We start from the raw sequence: 22,062 nt of genomic DNA, 5'->3' as shown, positions 1-22,062 counted from the left end.
GATCAGTGGGAGGAAGCAGCGTGAGCGAGTCGAGCGCGGGCAGGACCGTCTCCGGCGAGGACGAGGTCGTGGACCTCTGCCGGGACCTCATCCGGATCGACACCAGCAACTACGGAGACCACTCGGGCCCCGGCGAGCGCAAGGCGGCCGAGTGGGTGGCCGAGAAGCTCGCCGAGGTCGGGCTGGAGCCGCAGATCTTCGAATCGCACAAGGGGCGGGCCTCGACCGTCGCGCGGATCGAGGGGGAGGACCCCTCGCGGCCCGCACTGCTGATCCACGGGCACACCGACGTGGTTCCGGCCAATGCGGCCGACTGGACGTACGACCCCTTCGCGGGCGAGATCGCCGACGGCTGCCTGTGGGGCCGCGGCGCCGTCGACATGAAGGACATGGACGCGATGACGCTGGCCGTCGTGCGCGACCGCATGCGCAGCGGGCGCAAGCCCCCGCGGGACATCGTGCTGGCCTTCCTCGCCGACGAGGAGGCCGGCGGCGTCTACGGGGCGCGGCACCTCGTCGACAAGCACCCGGAGCTCTTCGAGGGCGTCACCGAGGCCATCGGCGAGGTCGGCGGCTTCTCCTTCACGGTGAACGAGAACCTGCGGCTGTACCTGGTGGAGACCGCCCAGAAGGGCATGCACTGGATGCGGCTCACGGTGGAGGGCACCGCGGGCCACGGCTCCATGACCAACAACGACAACGCCATCACGGAGCTGTGCGAGGCCGTGGGCCGCCTCGGCCGCCACCAGTGGCCGGTGCGCGTGACCAAGACCGTACGGAGCTTCCTGGACGAGCTCTCGGACGCGCTCGGCACCCCCCTGGACCCGGACAACATGGACGCGACGCTCGCCAAGCTCGGCGGCATCGCCAAGATGGTCGGCGCCACCCTGCGCAACTCGGCGGCCCCGACCATGCTCGGCGCCGGCTACAAGGTCAACGTCATCCCCGGCCAGGCGACGGCCCACGTGGACGGCCGCTTCCTGCCGGGCTACGAGGACGAGTTCTTCGCCGACCTCGACCGGATCCTCGGCCCGCGCGTGAAGCGGGAGGACGTCCACGGGGACAAGGCGCTGGAGACGGACTTCGACGGCCGTCTGGTCGATGCCATGCAGGGCGCCCTGAAGGCCGAGGACCCCATCGCGCGGGCCGTCCCGTACATGCTCTCGGGCGGTACGGACGCCAAGTCCTTCGACGACCTGGGCATCCGCTGCTTCGGCTTCGCGCCGCTCCAACTGCCGCCGGAACTGGACTTCGCCGGGATGTTCCACGGCGTGGACGAGCGGGTGCCGGTGGACGGTCTGAAGTTCGGCGTTCGGGTCCTCGACCGATTCATCGACAACGCCTAACGGCCGGGAATCGCAGAGGTGTGCGCAAACCACTGAGAAGAGTGAATGCGCTCATACGCTCGTAGCCCCGGTGATCCCTCCTCGTTACAGGTGGTGCGGTCCGCGGCTGGGACCGCATTGCCTACTAGGAGGAACAATGATCAAGAAGGTTGTAGCCGCTGCGGCTGCCACGGGTGGCCTGGTTCTCGCGGGTGCGGGTCTGGCTGTCGCCGACGCGGGTGCCCAGGGTGCGGCCATCGGCTCCCCCGGTGTCCTGTCCGGCAACGTCGTCCAGGTCCCGATCCACATCCCGGTGAACGTCTGCGGCAACACCGTGAACATCATCGGCCTGCTGAACCCGGCCTTCGGCAACACCTGCGTCAACGCCTGACGCGTCTGAAGTCCTGAGCCCCGGAACGCACGCCAGCGTTCCGGGGCCGCCGGGCTTTCCGGCCCGGAAACCTCAGTTTCGGCGTACCAGGCGGGGGAGCCTCGTACGGCCTGTACGTCGAGCGATACGTACACACCAGGGGACGAGTACAGATGCGACGACCGGCACAGGCCACCAGGAAGACCCTGATCACCATGGCTGCCGCGGGCGGTGTCCTCGCGATGGGCGGGGGGTACGCACATGCGGACTCCGGCGCCTCGGGGCATACCGCGAACTCTCCGGGACTGCTGTCCGGGAACACCGTGCAGGCGCCCGTGGACGCACCGGTGAACGCGTGCGGGAACACGGTCACGGTGGTGGGGGGCCTCAATCCGGCCTTCGGAAACCACTGCTTCAACGGTTCGGGCCACGGCGGCAAGCCGGAACACCCCGGACACCCGGGGCACCCGGGCAGCCCGGGCCACCCCGGACACCCGGGCGGCGGCGACGAGCCGTGCGACGACCATCCGGAACACCCCGGGAACCCGGGCAACCCCGGCAACCCGGGTACGGAGAACCCCGGCAACCCGGGTCACCCGGGCCAGCCCGGTACGGAGAACCCCGGAAACCCGGGCAATCCCGGCACCCCGGGCGGGCACACGCCGGGCAACCCCGGTACGCCGGGCGGCCACACGCCGGGGTACCCGGGGACTCCCGGTACTCCCGGTACGCCGGGTACCGAGACCCCCGGCCACGGGCAGAACCCCGGCACTCCGGGCGGCGGCACCGGCACCGGCCCGGGCACGGGCTCCGTCACCCCCGTCACGCACCCCGGCCCCGCCACCGGCGGGAGCGACGGCACCCCCGGCCAGTCGGCCGGTCTCGCCGCCACGGGTGCCGGCGACGTCCTCACCGCCGGCCTCCCGCTCGCGGGCGGCCTGCTGCTGGGCGGCGCCGTGCTCTACCGGCGCGCCCGCAACGCCGCCTGACGGACACTCACGACGCGGGCCCCGCCGGCGCGGGGCCCGCGTCACCAGGTCGCGCGGACCTGGCGGATGATCCGGCGGCGCAACCGCACGCGGCGGCTGCCGTCCCGGTGCAGGGACAGGCGGTCGAGCTCCCAGTTCCCGTACTCGGCGTGGTCGGTCAGCAGGCGGGTCGCCTCCTTGCGGGGAACCCCGCGAGGCACGTACACGTCGACAAATTCGTATTCCGGCATCGCATCTATTGTGCGGGCAGAGCCCTGCTACGGATAGCGTCTGCCCTATGTCTGATGCCGCTCTGCCCACTGTTGCCGAGGTACGCGCCGCCGCCGAGGCGGTCAAGGCCGCGCTCGACCGCCACCTCGCCGCGGTCGAGCGCAGGACCGGGGACGATGATCCGGAGGTCTACGCCGCCTTCAACGAGCTCGCCGCCGCGGCCGAGGAGTACGACGAACTCCTCTACGACCGCTACGACGAGGTCACCCCCTTCGAGATCCCCACGCCCGAGGACGGTGTCCCGTACACCGGCCCCACCGAGCCCGCCGCCTTCAGCGTGCTCATCCGCCGCGACTACGCCGTGGTCGAGCCGCCGCGGCTGATCGCCCAGGCCGAACGGGTCGCCGCGCACGACCGCGAGGCCGAACTCGTCCACGACGGCGGCACGGCCGGCGCGCTGGGCGTGCTCTTCGGGGAGTACGAGCCCGACGAGATCGCCTCCCGCTACAAGGAGTTCGGGCTGGAGGAGGGCGATTCCACGCTCTGGATCGCGGCGTTGGAGGAAGTGGCCGAACCGGGGGAGTGGCTGGGCTCGCCCTTCGAGCACACCGATCCGGAGGACGTGCTGCACCGCTTCGACGTCAGCGCCGTCTTCGACGAGGACGAGGACGAGGACGAAGATGAGGGAGCGGACGAGGCCGCGGAGCCGGGGCTGACCCCGGCCTGATCCGGAAGCGGCCCCGCCCCGACGCGGGGCGGGGCCGTTCCCGGGCTGCTTGCTCCGGCTACTGCGGCTGCTCGCCGGCCGCCGCCGCGAGGGCCGAGAGCAGGCCCGCCAGCCGGGTCGTACGCGGCTTCGGCAGCACCTCCGCCACCGCGTGCGGCAGCGCCTGGTCCACGCCGTGCACCACCGACAGGTGCCGCTCGGCCCGCCCGAACGCCGTGTACACCCAGTCCCGCGAGAGGGCCTGCGCCGCGTCACCCGGCAGTACGACGACCACCGCGGGCCAGCGCGCGCCGACGGCCTGGTGCGCCGTCACCGCCCAGCCGTGCCGCACCTGGGACTCCACGAGCTCCTTCGGTACGACGACCCGTGCGCCCGCGCGGTCCAGGTGCAGCCCCTCCGCATCGGCCGACACCACCCGGGCCGGCAGCGCCCGCCCGGGCGAGGGCACGTGGACCACGCGGTCGCCGGGGTCGAAGCCGCCGAACCGGCCCGGGCCGGGGTTCAGCCGCTCCTTGAGGGCGGCGTTCAGTGCCCGGGTCCCCGCGGAGCCGCCGTGGCCCGGGGTGATCACCTGCACGCTGTCGGCCGGGATCCCGAAGGCCCGCGGAACCGACTCGGCCACCAGCTGCACGGCGCGGTGCACGGCCTCCCCGGCGTCGCGCACCGGGACGATGACGACCTCCTTGCCGGGGGCGTCGACCTGGTTCAGCTCGCCGATGCCGATCCCCGAGACCAGCTCGCCGATCGGGCCCGGGTCCGGGACGCGGGAGACCACCTGGGGGCAGGCCGGGGCCGCCAGCAGATCGGCGAACACCCGCCCGGCCCCGGCGGAACCGAGCACACCGGGGTCTCCGGAAAGGACCAGCCGGGCCCCGTCCGGCACGGACTCCACCAGCGCGGCCGCGGTCTCCACGTCGAGTTGGGGCGCGTCGAGGACGAGCAGCAGGTCCAGCGCGAACTGCCCGTCGGCATCCCGGCCGGGGCCCTCCGTGCCCGACAGCAGCCCGGCGACGGTGACGCCCTCGGCGGAGGGGGCGTGCGCGGCCAGGCAGGCGCGCAGGCCCAGCTCCCGGGCGGCCGCCAGCAGCGCGAGCGGCTCGGCGCGGGCGGCCTCGCCGCCGGTGTGGGCGACCAGGCCGTGCGCGGCGACCGCGCGGATCAGCTCGGCGCCCGGTCCTCCCGGTGCGGCGGCCTTCTCCCAGTCGGCCGGGCCGTCGAAGGTGTTGGCGATGCGGGCCAGGCCGTCGGCCAGGCTCTCCTCGGCCATCGCGGAACCCTCCAGGCCCACGAGGATCCGTACGGGCTGCTCCTCGCCCTCCGGCACCGGGGCGCCCAGCGGCTCGTGGAAGACCAGCACCGTGCCCTCGCCGATGGCCTGCTCCAGGGCCTCGGCGGGGTCCGGTACGCCGTACTGGGCCAGGGCCTTCTCCAGGACCGGGGCCTCCAGCGCGGTGTGCCCCTTGAGCCCGGCCTGCACCAGCAGCCAGCCCACCAGGGCGGTGGTGCGGCGCTCGTCGCCGGGACCGGCCTCGGGGCCGAGGAGGGCGCGGGCGAAGCCGTCGGCCTGGGTCGGGCGGACGGCGGGGACGGCCAGCAGCCGCCAGGGGTCCTCGGCGAGCTGCTCGGCGGCGCCGTCGCCGAGGGCCGCGGCGGCGGGGGCGGCCAGCGTCTCGGGGGCGCCGCCGCGGGTCAGGACGGCGCGGACGGAGTCGACGGCGTCGGCGGAGGGGGCGGCGGTGGTGGCGGCCGGTGCCGGGGCCGGCTTGCGGGCCGGCGGGGGAGCGGGGGCCGCCTTGCGCGGCGCGGCCGGGGCCTCGTCGAAGTACAGGGCGGGCGGCTTCTCCCCGCTCTCCACGGCCCGTACGGCGGCCAGCAGATCGGCGGCCTTCCCGCTGAGCTTCGCTCCGGCGTCCACGGGCCCTTCCCGCTCGGCCTTGCGCCGGGCGATCCGCTCCCGCTCGACCTTCTGCGCCGCCAACTCGGCCTCGGCCTCGCTGAGCACGGGCTGTGCCTGCGCCCCGGCGTCGGCCTCTGTCCCGGCCTGGGCGTCGGCCTGGGCCCCAGCCCCGGCCTCGACCTCGGCGTCGGCCCCAGCCTCGGCCTGGGCCCCAGCCTCGGCGTCGGCCCCGAGCTCCGCGTCGGCCTCGGCCTCGGCCTCCGGGGTGGGCCCTGCGGGGCTTTCCCCCACCCCGCCCCTTCCCGAAACCAGGGGCTCCGCCCCTGGACCCCGCTCTTCGGCTTCGCCGCGGACGGGGCCTTCGGCCGCTTCCGCCGGCTCCGCCGCCGACCCATGGTCCCCGCCGCCTGCGGCGGTCGGCTCCGCCCCTGGACCCCGCTCTTCGGCTTCGCCGCGGACGGGGCCTTCGGCCGCTTCCGCCGGCTGCGCCGCCGACCCATGGTCCCCGCCGCCTGCGGCGGCCGGCTCCGCCGCCGGGCGGCCGTCTCCGCCTGCGGCGGACTCAAGGCGCTGCGCGCCGGACTCGCCGACGGAGACGGTGGCCGTCGGCGGTTCGGGGGTCTGGGGCTGCGCCCCTGCAACCCCGCCGCCCGCTTCGGCCGAGTCGGCATGCATGGCCGCCCCCGGTGCTTCGGCTCTGGTCATGGGGGTGTCCTCCGTGCTGTTCGGTCCGGCCTGGGCCGAGTCGGGGCCGGCTTCCTCCGCGGCAGCGGCTTCGGCTTGGCGGTCCGTACTCACAGCGTGCTCCAGTCCTGATCGGGGTAGCGGTGCTCGGGCGCCGAAACATCGTCCAGCGCCCGGCAGATCTCCTCCGGAAGACTAAGGGCCTCCACCGACAGAGCCGCCGCGAGCTGTGCCGACGTCCGCGCGCCGACGATCGGCGCGACCACCCCCGGCCGGTCCCGGATCCACGCCAGGGCCACCTGCAGCGGGGTGACGGCCAGGCCCTGGGCCGCCGTCACCACCGCGTCCACGATGCGGCCCGCCGCCTCGTCGAGGTACGGGTCCACCAGGGCGGCCAGGCTCGGCGAGGCACCGCGGGAGTCCGCCGGGATGCCTTCCCGGTACTTGCCGGTCAGTACCCCCCGCCCCAGCGGGGAGGACGGCAGCAGGCCGACCCCCAGGTCCAGCGCGGCCGGCAGCACCTCGCGCTCCACGCCCCGTTGGAGCAGCGAGTACTCCATCTGCGTCGAGGCCAGCCGGGTGCGCGTCCCCGGGGCCGCGAGCTGCCAGGTCGCCGCCTTGGCCAGCTGCCAGCCGCAGAAGCCCGCGACCCCCGCGTACCGGGCCCGGCCGCTGGACACCGCCAGGTCCAGCGCCTGGAGGGTCTCCTCCAGCGGGGTCGCCGGGTCGAAGGCGTGCACCTGCCAGAGGTCGACGTAGTTGGTGCCCAGGCGGGACAGCGAGTCGTCCAGGGCCGACAGGAGATGGCCACGGGAGCCGTCGAACCTACGGTCCGGATCCGGCACGCTGCCGGACTTGGTCGCGATGACCAGGTCCCGGCGCGGCACGAGCCCGTCCAGCAGCCGCCCGAGGAGGTACTCCGCCTCCCCGCCGCCGTACACGTCGGCCGTGTCGACGAGCGTGCCGCCCGCCTCCCAGAACGTCTTCACCTGTTCGGCGGCGGCTTCCTCGCCGGTGTCGCGGCCCCAGGTCAGGGTGCCGAGGCCGATCCGGGAAACGCGCAGTCCGGTGCGGCCGAGATGCCTCTGCTCCATGGACGCTGAGACTACTGGGGCACTGACGCGACGGAACCTGGCGCGCTACAGTCCCCGCAGACCGACGTTACTGCTCGGTAAACCCGGCACACCGTAAGGGGACGACATATGCGGCTCGGCATCAATCTCGGCTACTGGGGTGCGGGCATGGACGCCGACAACCTCGCCGTCGCCCAGGAGGCCGACCGCCTCGGCTACGACGTCTGCTGGGCCGCCGAGGCCTACGGCTCGGACGCCCCGACCGTGCTCGCCTGGGTCGCCGCGCAGACCGAGCGCATCGACGTCGGCTCCGCCATCCTCCAGATCCCGGCGCGCCAGCCCGCGATGACCGCGATGACGGCCGCCACCCTGGACTCCCTGACCAAGGGCCGCTTCCGGCTGGGCCTCGGCGTCTCCGGCCCCCAGGTCTCCGAGGGCTGGTACGGCGTCAAGTTCGACAAGCCGCTCGCACGGACCCGGGAGTACGTGGAGATCGTCCGCAAGGCGATGACCCGCGAGCGCCTCTCCTACGAGGGCGAGCACTGGACCCTCCCGCTGCCCGGCGGCCCCGGCAAGCCGCTCAAGCTGACCGTGCACCCGGAGCGCGAGCACATCCCGCTCTACATCGCCGCCATCGGGCCGAAGAACCTGGAGCAGACCGGCGAGATCGCCGACGGCGCCCTGCTGATCTTCCCCGCCGCCGAGCACCTGGAGGCGACCGCCCTCACGCACATCCGCGCGGGCCGCGAGAAGGCCGGGCTGACCATGGACGGCTTCGACGTCTGCCCGACCGTGCCGCTGGCCCTCGGCGAGGACGTGAACGCGCTCGCGGACATGTTCCGCCCCTACACCGCCCTGTACGTGGGCGGCATGGGCAGCCGGAAGCAGAACTTCTACAACCAGCTGGCCCAGCGCATGGGCTACGAGAAGGAAGCCGCCGAGATCCAGGACAAGTACCTGGCGGGCGACAAGACCGGCGCGGCCGAGGCCGTCCCGCACTCGCTGATCGACTCGACCACGCTGCTCGGCCCGGTCGAGCGGATCGCGGACGGGATGCGGGCCTACGCCGAGGCCGGCGTCACCACCCTCACGCTCGCCCCGGCCGGATTCACCCTGGACGAGCGGATCGCCGCCCTGCGTGCCGGCACCGAGGCCCTGGAGCTGGCCGGTCTCGCCTAGTGCTGTGACCGGGCCACAGCACCAGCTCCGGCGTCATGAAGGGGCCTGCGGCCGTGGTGGGGGCTCGGGGGGTCTTCCCCGCCACGGCCGACACAGCCAACAACGCTCCGGGCGCCCGCCGGGTTACGCACCGGGGGCCATCCCCTCGTTTCGTTCATTCGGACGAGTCGGACGACCCCTCGGTTGCCCGCCCCGGCGCCCGGGGTTTGACTCGGTGCATGCTCTCTGCCCGCAGCCTGTTCCAGGAGATCGTCGACAACGACGACTCCTTCCAGCTGTTCTGCTCCATCGCCGCCAGCGGGGAGTCCCAGGGAGGCTGGGAGAACGCCCGCATCGCCGCCCTCGTGCCGGACGGCATGCGCGATCTCGGCCCCAAGATCACCCGGCACGGCGCCGACGAGGAGAAGCACGGGCGGATCTTCAACGCCCTGCTGCGCAAGCGCGGCCTGCCGCCCGTCCCCGTACCCCCCGAGACCGACTACACGATGCTGCTGGAGCGCAGGGGCATCGGCCTCGCGCACGAGAAGCTGCGCCGCGAGGAGCCGCTGACCGAGCGCGACATCGTCGTCTACCTCTCGCACAGCCGCGTCACCGAGCAGCGGGCCGCCGACCAGATGGACATGCTGGTCAAGAACTTCGGCGACCACCCCGAGCTCGGCAGGGCCATCCGCATGATCAGCCACGACGAGGACAACCACCTCGCCTACTGCCACGAGGAGTTGCTGCGCCTTGCCCGGGAGGGCCACGGCCGCACGATCCAGCAGGTGCTGCGGGAGAGCGCGCTCGTCGAGATCGCCGTCTACCGGGACGTGAGCCTCGCCGTCATGGGTCACATGGGGCGGCTGCTGCACTGGCCCGTGCCCAAGGCGGCCGCGCTGGCCGCCGGCATCCGCGGGATGTACGCGTACGAGCGCTTCGCCGGCTGGCACCGGATGGTCGGCCTGCACATGCCGCAGCGGCGCGACGCGCTGGGCGGCGCACCGGTCACCTCGCCCGAGTTCGCCTGAGCCGAGCCCCAGCCCGATCCCGAGCCCGGGACCCGGCACGAACGCCGTGTCTCAGAGCCAGCCCCGGCGCTTGAACATCCGGTGCAGGCCCAGGCACACCGCCACCATGACCACCACCACCGCCGGATAGCCCCAGGTCTGCTTCAGCTCCGGCATGTGGTCGAAGTTCATGCCGTAGATCCCCGCCACCATCGTGGGGACCGCGGCCATCGCCGCCCAGGCCGAGATCTTGCGCATGTCGTCGTTCTGCCGGACGCCCATCTGCGCCAGATGCGCGGCCAGGGCGTCGGACAGCAGCCGGTCCAGGCCCTCGATGTACTCGTTCGCCTTGGTCAGGTGGTCGGCGACATCGCGGAAGAACGGCTGGGCGTGCTCGTGGACGAAGGGCACGTCCCCGAAGGCGAGCCGGTCCATCGGCTGCAGCAGCGGGCTCGTCGCCCGGCGGAACTCCAGCACCTGCCGCTTGAACCCGTAGATCCGGGCGGCGGTGTTCTTGGTGTCCGAGGAGTTCGGGGCGAAGACCTCCGCCTCCAGCTCCTCCAGGTCCGCCTGGAGCTCGGCGGCCACCTCGATGTAGTGGTCCACCACCGCGTCCGAGACCGCGTACAGCACGGCCGTGGGGCCGTGCCGCAGGACGTTCGGCTCGTGCTCCAGCCGCTGCCGTACGGCGGCCAGCGCGGCCCCCTCGCCGTGCCGGACCGTGACGACGAAGGAGTCGCCGATGAAGAGCATCAGCTCGCCCGTGGTGACCGTGTCGGTGGCCTCGTCGTACTGCACCGGCTTGAGGACGACGAACAGCGAATCGTCGTACACCTCCAGCTTCGGCCGCTGGTGCGCGGTCAGCGCGTCCTCCACCGCCAGCGCGTGCAGGCCGAACTCGCTCCGGACGTGGTCGAATTCCTTCGCCGTCGGCTCGTACATCCCGACCCACAGGAAGGCGTCGCCGGTGGCCCGCGCCTCCTCGAGGGCGTCGGAGAAGTCGTCCGGTCCCTCGGTACGGCGGCCGTCCCGATAAATCGCGCAGTCCACAATCACCCGGGCATTGTTCCCTGCCCCGGCCCCGCCCGCACGCCGGCGGCACCGCTCAGGACCTGGCCGGTCGTTCATGCCGGGCTCGCGGGGCCTGGCACGCACGCTCGCCGCGTTGTCGTCGGTCACCGACGCTCCGCGTCGATTCCCTCCTCCGCCTTGCGATCGCACGCACCAGGCCCCGCTCACTTTTCCGGCATGAACGACCGGCCAGGTCCTAGGCTGGCGCCATGGCCACGCTGATCCTCGTACGACACGGGCGGTCCACCGCCAACACCGCCGGACTGCTCGCCGGATGGACCCCGGGAGTGACCCTCGACGAGCGGGGCGCCGAGCAGGCCGCCGCGCTGCCCGGACGGCTCGCGGGGGTGCCCCTCGCCGCCGCCGTCACCAGCCCGCTGGAACGCTGCCGGGAGACCCTCGCCCCGCTGCTGGCCGCCCGGCCGGAGCTGGAGCTGCACACCGACGAGCGGATCGGCGAGTGCCACTACGGCGACTGGTCGGGCCGCAAACTCTCCGAACTGGCCGACGAACCCCTCATGAAGATCGTCCAGCAGCACCCTTCGGCGGCCGCCTTCCCCGGCGGCGAGTCCATGCGCGCCATGCAGGCGCGCGCCGTGGACGCCGTACGCGACTGGAACGCGCGGATCGAGGAGGAGCACGGGAGCGACGGCGTGTTCCTGATGTGCTCGCACGGGGACATCATCAAGTCCCTTGTCGCCGACGCCCTGGGCATGCACCTGGACCTCTTCCAGCGCATCCACGTCGACCCCTGTTCGGTGACCGCCATCCGCTACACCGCGACGCGGCCCTTCCTCTTCCGGCTGGGCGACACCGGGGACTTCGGCTCGCTCGTACCGCGCCCGGCCACACCGGACAAAGCAGTAGAAGACGGTGGGAACGCGGTCGTGGGAGGCGGCGCGGGCGCGGTGTGATCGAACGGCGCAGTAGGGTGGACTGGCCTTCTAAAAGCGCAGCCCTGCGCGCAGCCCTGCCTCTGCCGCCGAGACTTGGAGACTGGACGTGCCCCGTCAGGTGTTCCTCTACGACCCCCCGGACCGCTTCGTGGCCGGCACGGTCGGCTTGCCTGGACGCCGTACGTTCTTCCTGCAGGCCTCCTCCGGCCCCCGCGTCACCAGCGTCTCCCTGGAGAAGACCCAGGTCGCGGCGCTGGCCGAGCGGATGGACGAACTGCTGGACGAGGTCGTACGGCGCACCGGGGGCAACGCCCCCGTCCCCGCCGTCGCCCCCGCCGAGGCCGCCGACACCGCGCCCCTGGACGTCCCCGTCGACGAGGAGTTCCGCGTCGGCACCATGGCCCTGGCCTGGGACGGCGAGGAGCAGCGCATGATCGTCGAGGCGCAGGCGCTCGTGGAACTCGACGCCGACTCGGACGAGGATCTCGCCGAGGCGGAGGAGCGACTGCTCCAGGACGAGGAGAACGGCCCGCCGATGCTGCGGGTCCGCCTCACCGGCTCCCAGGCCCGGGCCTTCGCCAAGCGGGCCCTGGACGTGGTCAACGCAGGCCGCCCCCCGTGCCCGCTGTGCAGTCTGCCGCTGGACCCGGAAGGGCACGTGTGCCCGCGCCAGAACGGCTACCGGCGCCAGGCGTGACGGGGACGGGGGAACACGAGGAACTGCTCGCCAAGGGCGAGCTGACCGTCGTCGGCCGGATCCGGGAGGCGTCCAACGCCGTCCTGCTCTGCACGGTCGCGTACGAGGGCGTGAGCGCCGACTGCGTGTACAAGCCGGTGAAGGGCGAGCGCCCGCTGTGGGACTTCCCCGACGGGAACCTCGCCCAGCGCGAGGTCGCCTCCTACCTGGTCTCCGAGGCCACCGGCTGGGGCCTGGTCCCCACGACCGTGCTGCGCGACGGACCGTACGGCGAGGGCATGGTCCAGCGGTGGATCGAGACCCCCGAGGGCGAGACGCCCGGCGCGCAGCTGCTCGCGCTCGTCGAGGGCGAGGAGGCGGGGGAGGGTTGGAAGGCCGTCGCGCTCGCCGAGGTCGGCGAGGGACGCACCGCCCTGCTCGTGCACGCCGACGACCCCCGGCTGCGCCGGCTCGCCGTCCTCGACGCCGTGATCAACAACGGCGACCGCAAGGGCGGCCACCTGCTGCCCGCGCCCGACGGACGCCTCTACGGGATCGACCACGGCGTGACCTTCCACGCCGAGGACAAGCTGCGCACCCTCCTGTGGGGGTGGGCGGGGGAACCGCTGACCGCCGAGGCGCGCGAGGTGCTGGCCTCCCTGGCCGCCGATCTGGCCGACGGGGCCCCACTCGCCACCCGCCTGGCCGAACTGATCACCGCGGTCGAGCTGGCCGCCGTACGGGACCGTGTGGCGCAGCTGCTGCGCACCGGGATCCACCCGCAGCCGTCCGGGCAGTGGCCGGCGATCCCCTGGCCGCCGGTCTGAACAGGCCAATCGCGATACGCACAGATCCGGCCAGACCGCAAGAGTGCCGATCAAGACAACAGTGCAGGTCCGGTTCGTTTCCGGAACATCCGTCCGGTTAGGCTCGAGACATGCATGCCTGGCCCGCTTCCGAGGTCCCCGCCCTTCCTGGCAAGGGCCGCGACCTCGAGATCCACGACACCGCGACCCAGGGGACGATCACCCTCGCCCCCGGTCCCGTCGCCCGTATCTACGTCTGCGGCATCACCCCGTACGACGCGACCCACATCGGTCACGCGGCGACCTACAACGCGTTCGACCTCGTGCAGCGCGTGTGGCTCGACACCAAGCGGCAGGTCCACTACGTCCAGAACGTCACGGACGTGGACGACCCGCTCCTGGAGCGGGCGCTGCGCGACGGCCACGACTGGACCGAGCTCGCCGAGCGCGAGACGGCCCTCTTCCGCGAGGACATGACCGCCCTGCGGATGCTGCCGCCGCAGCACTACATCGGAGCCGTCGAGGCCATACCCGGCATCGTGCCGCTGGTCGAGCGGCTGCGGGACGCGGGCGCGGCGTACGAGCTGGACGGCGACGTCTACTTCTCCGTCGAGTCCGACCCGCACTTCGGCGGGGTCTCGAACCTCGACGCCGAGGCGATGCGGCTGCTCTCGGCGGAGCGGGGCGGTGACCCGGACCGGGCGGGGAAGAAGAACCCGCTGGACCCGATGCTGTGGATGGCCGCGCGTCCGGGCGAGCCGAGCTGGGACGGCGGCTCGCTGGGCCGCGGCCGGCCGGGCTGGCACATCGAGTGCGTGGCGATCGCCCTGGACCACCTGGGCATGGGCTTCGACATCCAGGGCGGCGGGTCCGACCTGGCCTTCCCGCACCACGAGATGGGCGCCTCGCACGCGCAGGTGCTGACGGGCGAGTTCCCGATGGCCAAGGCGTACGTGCACGCGGGCATGGTGGCCCTGAACGGCGAGAAGATGTCGAAGTCCAAGGGCAACCTGGTCTTCGTCTCCGCCCTGCGGCGGGCCGGGGTCGACCCGGCGGCGATCCGGCTGGCGCTGCTGTCGCACCACTACCGGGCCGACTGGGAGTGGACGGACTCCGTCCTGGCCGAGGCGGTGGCCCGGCTGGAGCGGTGGCGCGCGGCGGTGTCCCGCCCGGACGGGGTTCCGGCCGACTACCTCGTCGAGGAGGTCCGCGAGGCCCTCGCCCGCGACCTCGATGCCCCTGCGGCCCTTGCCGCAGTGGACCGCTGGGTCGAGCGGCAGCTCGCCTCCGACGAGACCGACGAGTCGGCCCCGGGCCTGGTCTCCCGTACGGTGGACGCCCTCCTGGGCGTAGCCCTGTAGCCGTCTGCAGCGCCGTTGCCGGGGGCTCCGCCCCCGGACCCCCGCGCCTCAAACGCCGGCGAGGCTGAAAGGTCGCCTCAAACGCCGGCGGGGCTGAAAGATCGCAGACGGGGCTGAAAGATCGCCGACGGGGCTGGGTTGCCGCGCAGCGGCAATTCCAGCCCCGCCAGCGTTTGAGGCGCGGGGTGTGGGGCGGAGCCCCACGGAGCCCGGGCGGAGCCCGGGGGCGCTTGCGCAGCGGTGCCGCACCCGGGCCCGGCGGGGCTACGGCTCCGGCGGGGTGTCCTCCTCCGACGGGGGCGGCGCGGCCGGGGGCTGCGGATCCTCCCCGGAGGGGTCCGGCTTCCGCTTAGGAGGCCGCGTCAGACCGCTCGACGTGTCCCGCAGGTACGACCCGTCACCCGGTTCGCCCCCCGCGGCAGCGGAAGGGTCCCGCCGGCGCAGGTACCGCTCGAACTCCCGGGCAATGGCGTCCCCCGAAGCCTCCGGCAGATCCGCCGTGTCCCGCGCCTCCTCCAGCGTCTGGACGTACTCCGCCACCTCGCTGTCCTCGGCGGCCAGTTGGTCCACGCCCAGCTGCCACGCCCGCGCGTCCTCCGGGAGTTCGCCCAGCGGGATCCGGATGTCGATCAGATCCTCCAGCCGGTTCAGCAGCGCCAGCGTCGCCTTCGGGTTCGGCGGCTGCGAGACGTAGTGCGGCACCGCCGCCCACAACGACACCGCCGGGACACCCGCGTGCGTACAGGCCTCCTGGAGGATGCCCACGATCCCCGTCGGGCCCTCGTACTTGGTCTCCTCCAGGTCCATCGTCCGCGCCAGGTCCGCGTCCGACGTCACCCCGCTCACCGGCACCGGCCGCGTGTGCGGGGTGTCCCCGAGCAGCGCGCCCAGGATGACCACCATCTCCACGCCCAGTTCGTGCGCGAAGCCGAGGATCTCGTTGCAGAACGACCGCCACCGCATGGACGGTTCGATCCCGCGCACCAGCACGAGGTCGCGCGGCTTCGCGCCGCCGATCCGGACCACGGACAGCCGCGTCGTCGGCCAGGTGATCTTCCGTACCCCGTTGTCCAGCCACACCGTCGGCCGGTTGACCTGGAAGTCGTAGTAGTCCTCGGCGTCGAGCGCCGCGAACACCTCGCCCTTCCACTCCCGGTCCAGGTGTGCGACCGCACCGGAGGCCGCGTCACCCGCGTCGTTCCAGCCCTCGAACGCGGCCACCATGACCGGGTCGATCAGCTCGGGCACGCCCTCAAGCTCGATCACCCAGGTCTCCTTCCGAAGTTCCCTTGCGTACGTGGGTCAGCCTAAGCCTTGATGAGGCACCGGCCACAGCCCACGACAGAGGGGCGGTTCCCCTCGGAACCGCCCCTCTTCCCCACCTGCGTGAGAGCTATGCCTTGTGGCTCAGCATCTCCTCGACGCGAGCCCGTACGGCCTCGTCGTCCAGACCGCGGATCGTCACCGTCGTACGGCGGCGCAGCACGTCGTCGACCGTCTCGGCCCACTCGTTGTCCCGGGCGTAGGCGACCTGCGCCCAGATCTCCGGACCGTCCGGGTGGATGCGCTCGGCCAGCGCCGGGTCCTCGTTCGCGAGGCGCGCGATGTCGAAGGCCAGCGAGCCGTAGTGCGAGGCCAGGTGGCGGGCGGTCAGCGGGTCCATCCGCGTGCCGGGCTCGCGGTCCACCAGCAGCCGGTGCGCGACCGCGTTCGGGTTGGCGACACCGGGCAGCGCGATCCGGCGGACCAGGGACTTCACCGGCTCCATGTCCTCGGTCAGCGGGCTGCCGGGGAGCTTGGCCAGCTTGTCCATGACCACGCGGCCGATGTGCCGGTACGTCGTCCACTTGCCGCCGGCGACCGACAGCATGCCGCCCGCGCCCTCGGAGACCACCGTCTCGCGCTTGGCCTTCTCGACGCCGCCGGGGCCGCCGGGCAGCACCCGCAGGCCCGCGAAGGCGTACGTCATCAGCGAGCGGTCCAGGTCCGCGTCCTTCACCGAGAAGGCCGCCTCGTCCAGGATCTGCTGGATGTCGGCCTCCGTGGCGCGCACGTCCGCCGGGTCGCCCTCGTAGACCTCGTCGGTGGTGCCCAGCAGGAGCTGGTCCTCCCACGGCAGGGCGAAGGTGATGCGGTACTTGTCGATCGGGGTGGCCATGGCGGCCTTCCACGGCGACTTGCGCTTCATCACGATGTGCGCGCCCTTGGAGAGGCGGATCGACGGCATCGAGTGCTTGTCTTCCATGCGCCGCAGGTGGTCCACCCAGGGGCCGGTGGCGTTGAGCACGACGCGCGCGTCCACCCCGAACTCGGTGCCGTCGAGACGGTCCTTGAGCTCGGCGCCGGAGACCCGGCCGCGCGTCATGCGCAGTCCGGTGACCTCGGCGTGGTTGAGGACGACCGCGCCCGATTCGACGGCCGCGCGGACCGTCATGACGGCGACGCGGGAGTCGTTCATCTGGTGGTCGTAGTAGACCGCGACGGCCTTGAGGTTGTCCGTCTTCAGACCCGGGTTGTCGGCGGCGGCACGGGCGGGCGATATGACCTTGCCCATGCCGTCGCCGAAGGCCGAGAGGGCGGAGTAGGCGAAGACGCCCGCGCCCAGCTTGGCCGCACCCACCGGACCGCCCTTGTAGACCGGCAGGTAGAAGGTGAGCGGGTTGACCAGGTGCGGGGCCACGTCCTTGGCCAGCACCCGGCGCTCGTGGTGGTTCTCGGCGACCAGCTTGACCGCGCCGGTCTGCAGGTAGCGCAGACCGCCGTGGACGAGCTTGGAGGAGGCGGAGGAGGTGGCGCCGGCGAAGTCGCCGGCGTCCACCATGGCGACCCGCAGACCCGACTGCGCGGCGTGCCAGGCCACCGAGGTGCCCAGGATTCCACCGCCGATGACCAGCAGGTCGTACGTGGCCTTCGCCAGCTGCTCACGGGTCTCGGCGCGGCTCGCGTTCGAACCGGCGGTCGGGTGCGTGCCCAGTGCGGTCACGCTCTGCAGGCTGCTCATATCTCTCTTAGCTCCTCGTCGATAGCGTCAGCTGAGTGAGGTCAGCTGGCATCTTCGTCGTCGACCCAGCCCATGGACCGCTCGACGGCCTTGAGCCAGCTCTTGTACTCGCGGTCGCGCTGCTCGGCAGGCATCCGCGGGGTCCACTCGGCCGCGCGGCGCCAGTTGGCGCGCAGGGCGTCGGTGTCCGGCCAGAAGCCGACGGCCAGGCCGGCGGCGTAGGCGGCGCCGAGGCAGGTGGTCTCGGCGACCATCGGGCGCACCACGGGGGCGTCCAGGAAGTCCGAGAGCGTCTGCATCAGCAGGTTGTTGGAGGTCATGCCGCCGTCGACCTTGAGGGCCGCGAGCTCGACGCCCGAGTCCTTGGTCATGGCGTCGGTGATCTCACGGGTCTGCCAGGCGGTGGCCTCCAGGACGGCACGGGCGATGTGCGCCTTGGTGACGTACCGGGTCAGGCCGGCGATCACACCGCGGGCGTCGGAGCGCCAGTACGGGGCGAACAGGCCGGAGAAGGCCGGCACGAAGTAGGCGCCGCCGTTGTCCTCGACCGAGGAGGCCAGGGTCTCGATCTCGGCCGCGGACTTGATCAGGCCCATCTGGTCGCGCATCCACTGGACGAGCGAGCCGGTGACGGCGATGGAGCCCTCCAGCGCGTAGACCGGCTTCTGGTCGCCGATCTGGTAGCCGACCGTGGTCAGCAGGCCGCTGTAGGAGTTGATGATCTTGTCGCCGGTGTTCATCAGCATGAACGTTCCGGTGCCGTACGTGGACTTCGCCTCGCCCTCGGCGAAACAGGTCTGGCCGAACAGGGCGGCCTGCTGGTCACCGAGCGCCGAGGCGACCGGGACGCCGGCGAGGACGCCGTCCTTGACGTGGCCGTAGACCTCGGCGGAGGACTTGATCTCGGGGAGGACGTTGAGCGGGACGCCCATCGACTCCGCGATCTTCTCGTCCCAGGCCAGCGTGTGCAGGTTCATCAGCATGGTGCGCGAGGCGTTGGTGACGTCGGTGACGTGCACGCCGCCCTGGGCGCCGCCCGTGAGGTTCCAGATGACCCACGAGTCCATGGTGCCGAAGAGGATGTCGCCGGCCTCGGCCCGCTCGCGCAGGCCCTCGACGTTGTCGAGCAGCCAGCGGACCTTCGGGCCGGCGAAGTAGCTCGCCAGCGGCAGGCCGGTCTCGCGGCGGAAGCGGTCCTGGCCGACGTTGCGGCCGAGCTCCTTGCACAGGGCGTCGGTGCGGGTGTCCTGCCAGACCAGCGCGTTGTGCACGGGCTCGCCGGTGTGGCGGTCCCACAGGAGGGTGGTCTCGCGCTGGTTGGTGATGCCGACGGCCTTGACGTCGGCGGAGGTGATCTCGGCCTTGGCGATGGCCCCGGCGACGACCTCCTGGACGTTGGTCCAGATCTCGGAGGCGTCGTGCTCGACCCAGCCCGGCTTCGGGAAGATCTGCTCGTGCTCCTTCTGGTCGACGGCGACGATGCGGCCGTCGCGGTCGAAGACGATGCAGCGGGAGGAGGTGGTGCCCTGGTCGATCGCGGCGATGAAGGGGCCGGTGCTGCTGGTCATGGTGGCTGCTCCTGGGATCCGGTAGACGAAGGGCTTAGACGAACGCGAGGTTGTAGATACCCGCGGCGAGGGCACCACCGATCAGCGGGCCGACGACCGGGATCCAGGCGTAGCTCCAGTCGGAACCGCCCTTGTTCGGCAGCGGCAGCAGCGCGTGCACGATGCGCGGACCCAGGTCGCGCGCCGGATTGATGGCGTAGCCGGTCGGGCCGCCGAGCGAGAGGCCGATGCTGACGACGGTCAGGGCGACGATCAGACCGCCGAGGGTGCCGAGGCCCTTGCCTTCGTCGTTGAGGCCGAAGGCGAGTACCGCGAGTACGAGCACCAGGGTGCCGATGATCTCGGTCGCGAGGTTCTGCCAGACGTTGCGGACCTCGGGGCCGGTGGAGAAGACACCGAGCACGGGGCCGGCGTTCGGCTCCGTCTTCTGGTCGACCAGGCCCGCGTGCTCGGACTTGGCGGCGACGATCTCAGGGTCGGTGAGGTGGGCCCGGAACTGGCCGTAGTACGCCACCCAGGCCAGGGTGGCACCGATCATGGCGCCGAGCAGCTGGCCGGCGAAGTAGACCGGAACGTTGCTCCAGTCGCCGTCCTTGATCGCGATGCCGACGGTGACGGCGGGGTTGAGGTGGGCGCCCGAGAGGGTACCGGTCATGTAGACCGCGGTCATGACCGCGAAACCCCACCCGAAGGTGATCGCCAGCCAGCCCGCGTTCTGCGCCTTGGAGCGCTTGAGTACGACGGCTGCAACTACGCCGGCGCCGAGCAGGATGAGTACGGCGGTACCGATGGTCTCGCCGATGAAGATGTCGGAGCTGGACACCCGCGACTCCTTACGTACGTCCAGGGGTGGGCGGACACCGGGTCCCTCCGGTGGTTCCGCGCACTCGGTGAGTGCTGCACCGGTCCTTGGCCTTGCCACACCCTAACGCGTATTGCCGGTAGGTGTTCGACATTGCCGACCGATGAACGGCAGTTTTCCGCCTGTGTGAAGAACCCGTCAAGGCCTGGCCAGGTCAAAGAACCGGATCGTTACCACTAGGTACGATCGACCAAATCCGGCCAATCCATGATCAGTAAATGACGAAACCCACCCAAATGCAGCTCGAGGCCGCCATGGGTGGGTCATATGGGTCAGGTCAAGCTCAGAACCGGCCCGCTCCAAGGTCGCGCGAAACCGACCGCGCGCAGTCCCGCACGGAGGCCACCAGGGTCGCCCGGGGCTCCCCGGACTCCCCGCAGACCCGCTCCACGGCCCCCGCGACCGCCACCGCCCCCACGGGCATCCTGCGCCGGTCGTGGATGGGCGCGGCCACCGAGGCGAGGCCGTCCCAGGTCTCCTCCACGTCCGAGGCCCAGCCGCGCGCCCGGGTCAGGTCCAGGATCTCCTCGAAGCCCGCGCGGTCGGTGACCGTACGGGGCGTGAACGCCTCCCGCTCCACCTCCAGGGCCTGGGTGTGCGCGACCGGGTCGTACGCCGACAGCACCTTGCCCAGGGCCGTGGAGTGCAGCGGCTGCATGGCCCCCACCTCCAGCACCTGGCGGCTGTCGTCGGGCCGGAACACGTGGTGCATGATCAGCACCCCGCTCTGGTGCAGCACCCCCACGTACACGCTCTCCCCGCTGGCCCGGGCCAGGTCGTCCGTCCAGACCAGCGCGCGGGCGCGCAGCTCGTGCACGTCCAGGTAGCTGTTGCCCAGGCGCAGCAGCTCCGCGCCCAGCTGGTAGCGGCCGGAGGCGGGGTCCTGCTCCACGAAGCCCTCGGCCTGCAGGGTGCGCAGGATCCCGTGCGCCGTGCCCTTGGCCAGGCCCAGGGAGGACGCCACGTCCGACAGGCCCAGCCGGCGCTCCCCGCCCGCCAGGAGCCGCAGCATCGCAGCGGCTCGTTCGAGCGACTGGATGTTCCGTGCCATCGCGCAGCCTCCTGCTGACGTAGTTCGACAATGCTGAACACTATCGGTCGATGCCGACCTTGTGCATGCTTGGGAAGTTCCGGAGCGGCGCACCCCGGCACAAACCCCCGCGCACAGAATGCAGTCCGCCACGTGGGACAACCTCACCGGGGCGGGTGCCGCCGGTTACCCTGACCGCGTGCACCCTTGACACAGAGGGGGTGCAAAGCCGACAGCCGTCGCATCCCAGGGAGCTCTCCATGGCCTCGTTGCCGAACCTGCCCGCCGACACACAGACCCGGGCCGATGCCCTCCGAGAGGCGCTCGCCACCCGTGTGGTGGTGGCCGACGGGGCCATGGGAACGATGCTCCAGGCGCAGGACCCGACGATGGAGGACTTCCAGCAGCTTGAAGGCTGCAACGAGGTCCTGAACGTGACCCGCCCCGACATCGTGCGCTCGGTCCACGAGGCGTACTTCTCGGTCGGCGTGGACTGTGTGGAGACCAACACCTTCGGTGCGAACTTCGCGGCGCTGGCCGAGTACGACATCGCCGAGCGGAACTTCGAGCTGTCGGAGTCCGGCGCCCGGATCGCCCGCGAGGTCGCCGACGAGTTCACCGCCTCGACCGGTCAGCAGCGCTGGGTCCTGGGCTCCATGGGCCCCGGCACCAAGCTGCCCACCCTCGGCCACATCACCTACGCCCAGATCCGCGACGCCTACCAGATCAACGCGGAGGGCCTGATCTCCGGCGGCGCCGACGCGCTGCTCGTCGAGACCACCCAGGACCTCCTCCAGACCAAGTCCTCCATCATCGGCGCCCGCCGTGCCATGGAGGCCCTCGGCGTCACCGTCCCGCTGATCTGCTCCGTCACCGTCGAGACCACCGGCACCATGCTGCTCGGCTCCGAGATCGGCGCGGCGCTGACCGCGCTGGAGCCCCTCGGCATCGACATGATCGGGCTGAACTGCGCCACGGGTCCGGCGGAGATGAGCGAGCACCTGCGCTACCTCGCCCGCAACGCCCGCATCCCGCTCTCCTGCATGCCCAACGCCGGCCTGCCGGTGCTGACCAAGGACGGCGCGCACTACCCGCTGAGCGCCCCGGAGCTCGCGGACGCCCAGGAGACCTTCGTCCGCGAGTACGGGCTCTCCCTGGTCGGCGGCTGCTGCGGCACCACCCCCGAGCACCTGCGCCAGGTCGTGGAGCGGGTCCGTGGCACCGCGATCACCCAGCGCACCCCCCAGCCCGAGCCGGGTGCCGCGTCGCTGTACCAGACGGTGCCGTTCCGGCAGGACACCTCGTACATGGCGATCGGTGAGCGGACGAACGCGAACGGGTCGAAGAAGTT

20 protein-coding genes are annotated in these 22,062 nt (G+C 72.1%); 11 read left to right on the top strand and 9 right to left on the bottom strand.

Features of this window, described 5'->3' with window-relative positions:
* Nucleotides 1-20 precede the first annotated feature (20 nt).
* The 3 genes from ACFWBN_RS26955 (at nucleotide 21) to ACFWBN_RS26945 (ending at nucleotide 2,684) form a co-directional block, all read left to right on the top strand.
* Complete coding sequence (locus tag ACFWBN_RS26955; RefSeq protein ID WP_385179987.1) at nucleotides 21-1,346, top strand: M20/M25/M40 family metallo-hydrolase; 1,326 nt, start codon at nucleotides 21-23, stop codon at nucleotides 1,344-1,346.
* A gap of 136 nt (nucleotides 1,347-1,482) precedes the next feature.
* A complete protein-coding gene (locus ACFWBN_RS26950) occupies nucleotides 1,483-1,716 on the top strand; it encodes a chaplin (RefSeq protein ID WP_385179984.1) in 234 nt (77 codons plus the stop codon).
* A gap of 152 nt (nucleotides 1,717-1,868) precedes the next feature.
* Nucleotides 1,869-2,684, top strand: coding sequence for a chaplin (locus tag ACFWBN_RS26945; RefSeq protein ID WP_385179981.1), 816 nt, complete (start codon nucleotides 1,869-1,871; stop codon nucleotides 2,682-2,684).
* 41 nt (nucleotides 2,685-2,725) lie between these two features.
* Here ACFWBN_RS26945 and ACFWBN_RS26940 read toward each other — a convergent pair whose 3' ends face one another.
* Nucleotides 2,726-2,914, bottom strand: a complete 189-nt coding sequence (locus ACFWBN_RS26940; RefSeq protein WP_073774709.1) for a DUF5703 family protein — start codon at nucleotides 2,912-2,914, stop codon at nucleotides 2,726-2,728.
* A gap of 47 nt (nucleotides 2,915-2,961) precedes the next feature.
* On the opposite strand from ACFWBN_RS26940, the gene ACFWBN_RS26935 reads away from it, so the two are divergent.
* A complete protein-coding gene (locus tag ACFWBN_RS26935; RefSeq protein WP_385179977.1) occupies nucleotides 2,962-3,621 on the top strand; it encodes a hypothetical protein in 660 nt (219 codons plus the stop codon).
* A 58-nt stretch (nucleotides 3,622-3,679) separates the two neighbouring features.
* Here the strand turns inward: ACFWBN_RS26935 and ACFWBN_RS26930 are convergent, their stop codons facing one another.
* Together ACFWBN_RS26930 and ACFWBN_RS26925 are read right to left on the bottom strand one after the other, a co-directional pair.
* A complete protein-coding gene (locus ACFWBN_RS26930; protein ID WP_385179974.1) occupies nucleotides 3,680-6,223 on the bottom strand; it encodes an ATP-binding domain-containing protein in 2,544 nt (847 codons plus the stop codon).
* 89 nt (nucleotides 6,224-6,312) lie between these two features.
* A complete protein-coding gene (locus ACFWBN_RS26925) occupies nucleotides 6,313-7,296 on the bottom strand; it encodes an aldo/keto reductase (protein ID WP_385179971.1) in 984 nt (327 codons plus the stop codon).
* Between the two features lie 108 nt (nucleotides 7,297-7,404).
* Between ACFWBN_RS26925 and ACFWBN_RS26920 the strand changes: the two genes are divergently transcribed.
* Both ACFWBN_RS26920 and ACFWBN_RS26915 read left to right on the top strand, forming a co-directional pair.
* Nucleotides 7,405-8,454, top strand: a complete 1,050-nt coding sequence (locus tag ACFWBN_RS26920; RefSeq protein ID WP_385179969.1) for an LLM class F420-dependent oxidoreductase — start codon at nucleotides 7,405-7,407, stop codon at nucleotides 8,452-8,454.
* Nucleotides 8,455-8,672: 218 nt separating this feature from the next.
* Complete coding sequence (locus tag ACFWBN_RS26915) at nucleotides 8,673-9,461, top strand: ferritin-like domain-containing protein (protein ID WP_385179966.1); 789 nt, start codon at nucleotides 8,673-8,675, stop codon at nucleotides 9,459-9,461.
* 51 nt (nucleotides 9,462-9,512) lie between these two features.
* Here the strand turns inward: ACFWBN_RS26915 and corA are convergent, their stop codons facing one another.
* Nucleotides 9,513-10,496 carry a magnesium/cobalt transporter CorA gene (corA, locus tag ACFWBN_RS26910; RefSeq protein ID WP_385179963.1) on the bottom strand — a complete coding sequence of 328 codons (984 nt, stop codon included), beginning with the start codon at nucleotides 10,494-10,496 and terminating at the stop codon, nucleotides 9,513-9,515.
* A 224-nt stretch (nucleotides 10,497-10,720) separates the two neighbouring features.
* On the opposite strand from corA, the gene ACFWBN_RS26905 reads away from it, so the two are divergent.
* The 4 genes from ACFWBN_RS26905 (at nucleotide 10,721) to mshC (ending at nucleotide 14,250) form a co-directional block, all read left to right on the top strand.
* Entirely contained in the window at nucleotides 10,721-11,425 is a 705-nt protein-coding gene (locus tag ACFWBN_RS26905) for a histidine phosphatase family protein (RefSeq protein WP_385179960.1), read from the top strand.
* 88 nt (nucleotides 11,426-11,513) lie between these two features.
* Nucleotides 11,514-12,104 (top strand): DUF3090 domain-containing protein, encoded by a 591-nt coding sequence (locus tag ACFWBN_RS26900; RefSeq protein WP_385179957.1) that lies wholly within the window; start codon nucleotides 11,514-11,516, stop codon nucleotides 12,102-12,104.
* A complete protein-coding gene (locus ACFWBN_RS26895) occupies nucleotides 12,068-12,910 on the top strand; it encodes an SCO1664 family protein (protein WP_385179954.1) in 843 nt (280 codons plus the stop codon). Before ACFWBN_RS26900 ends, ACFWBN_RS26895 begins: the two co-directional genes overlap by 37 nt.
* 110 nt (nucleotides 12,911-13,020) lie before the next feature.
* A complete protein-coding gene (gene mshC / locus ACFWBN_RS26890) occupies nucleotides 13,021-14,250 on the top strand; it encodes a cysteine--1-D-myo-inosityl 2-amino-2-deoxy-alpha-D-glucopyranoside ligase (protein WP_385179951.1) in 1,230 nt (409 codons plus the stop codon).
* A gap of 264 nt (nucleotides 14,251-14,514) precedes the next feature.
* Here the strand turns inward: mshC and ACFWBN_RS26885 are convergent, their stop codons facing one another.
* The 5 genes from ACFWBN_RS26885 to ACFWBN_RS26865 form a co-directional block, all read right to left on the bottom strand.
* Entirely contained in the window at nucleotides 14,515-15,516 is a 1,002-nt protein-coding gene (locus ACFWBN_RS26885; protein ID WP_385179949.1) for a PAC2 family protein, read from the bottom strand.
* Nucleotides 15,517-15,643: 127 nt separating this feature from the next.
* Nucleotides 15,644-17,251 (bottom strand): FAD-dependent oxidoreductase, encoded by a 1,608-nt coding sequence (locus tag ACFWBN_RS26880; RefSeq protein ID WP_385179946.1) that lies wholly within the window; start codon nucleotides 17,249-17,251, stop codon nucleotides 15,644-15,646.
* Nucleotides 17,252-17,292: 41 nt separating this feature from the next.
* Complete coding sequence (gene glpK, locus ACFWBN_RS26875) at nucleotides 17,293-18,819, bottom strand: glycerol kinase GlpK (protein ID WP_385179943.1); 1,527 nt, start codon at nucleotides 18,817-18,819, stop codon at nucleotides 17,293-17,295.
* Nucleotides 18,820-18,853: 34 nt separating this feature from the next.
* Nucleotides 18,854-19,642 carry an MIP/aquaporin family protein gene (locus tag ACFWBN_RS26870; RefSeq protein ID WP_385179940.1) on the bottom strand — a complete coding sequence of 263 codons (789 nt, stop codon included), beginning with the start codon at nucleotides 19,640-19,642 and terminating at the stop codon, nucleotides 18,854-18,856.
* 322 nt (nucleotides 19,643-19,964) lie between these two features.
* The gene (locus ACFWBN_RS26865) at nucleotides 19,965-20,732 is read right to left on the bottom strand and encodes an IclR family transcriptional regulator (protein ID WP_385179937.1); all 768 of its coding nucleotides are present in this window, start codon (nucleotides 20,730-20,732) and stop codon (nucleotides 19,965-19,967) included.
* A gap of 239 nt (nucleotides 20,733-20,971) precedes the next feature.
* On the opposite strand from ACFWBN_RS26865, the gene ACFWBN_RS26860 reads away from it, so the two are divergent.
* A partial coding sequence (locus ACFWBN_RS26860; protein ID WP_385179934.1) for a homocysteine S-methyltransferase family protein occupies nucleotides 20,972-22,062 on the top strand: 1,091 nt, incomplete at its 3' end.

Origin of the sequence: Streptomyces sp. NPDC059989, from assembly GCF_042736975.1 — a bacterium.
Lineage (GTDB): Bacteria > Actinomycetota > Actinomycetes > Streptomycetales > Streptomycetaceae > Streptomyces.
The sequence above is the reverse complement of the archived record's forward strand: the minus strand, read 5'-3'. Positions and strand labels throughout refer to the sequence as shown.

Excerpts from the sequence above, each read along its gene's own strand:
- ACFWBN_RS26865 (WP_385179937.1), bottom strand. The coding sequence starts at position 20,732 with ATGGCACGGAACATCCAGTCGCTCGAACGAGCCGCTGCGATGCTGCGG.
- glpK (WP_385179943.1), bottom strand. The coding sequence starts at position 18,819 with ATGACCAGCAGCACCGGCCCCTTCATCGCCGCGATCGACCAGGGCACC.
- ACFWBN_RS26930 (WP_385179974.1), bottom strand. The coding sequence starts at position 6,223 with ATGACCAGAGCCGAAGCACCGGGGGCGGCCATGCATGCCGACTCGGCC.
- ACFWBN_RS26945 (WP_385179981.1), top strand. The coding sequence starts at position 1,869 with ATGCGACGACCGGCACAGGCCACCAGGAAGACCCTGATCACCATGGCT.
- mshC (WP_385179951.1), top strand. The coding sequence starts at position 13,021 with ATGCATGCCTGGCCCGCTTCCGAGGTCCCCGCCCTTCCTGGCAAGGGC.
- ACFWBN_RS26905 (WP_385179960.1), top strand. The coding sequence starts at position 10,721 with ATGGCCACGCTGATCCTCGTACGACACGGGCGGTCCACCGCCAACACC.
- ACFWBN_RS26925 (WP_385179971.1), bottom strand. The coding sequence starts at position 7,296 with ATGGAGCAGAGGCATCTCGGCCGCACCGGACTGCGCGTTTCCCGGATC.
- ACFWBN_RS26915 (WP_385179966.1), top strand. The coding sequence starts at position 8,673 with ATGCTCTCTGCCCGCAGCCTGTTCCAGGAGATCGTCGACAACGACGAC.
- ACFWBN_RS26950 (WP_385179984.1), top strand. The coding sequence starts at position 1,483 with ATGATCAAGAAGGTTGTAGCCGCTGCGGCTGCCACGGGTGGCCTGGTT.
- ACFWBN_RS26920 (WP_385179969.1), top strand. The coding sequence starts at position 7,405 with ATGCGGCTCGGCATCAATCTCGGCTACTGGGGTGCGGGCATGGACGCC.
- ACFWBN_RS26880 (WP_385179946.1), bottom strand. The coding sequence starts at position 17,251 with ATGAGCAGCCTGCAGAGCGTGACCGCACTGGGCACGCACCCGACCGCC.
- ACFWBN_RS26935 (WP_385179977.1), top strand. The coding sequence starts at position 2,962 with ATGTCTGATGCCGCTCTGCCCACTGTTGCCGAGGTACGCGCCGCCGCC.
- ACFWBN_RS26940 (WP_073774709.1), bottom strand. The coding sequence starts at position 2,914 with ATGCCGGAATACGAATTTGTCGACGTGTACGTGCCTCGCGGGGTTCCC.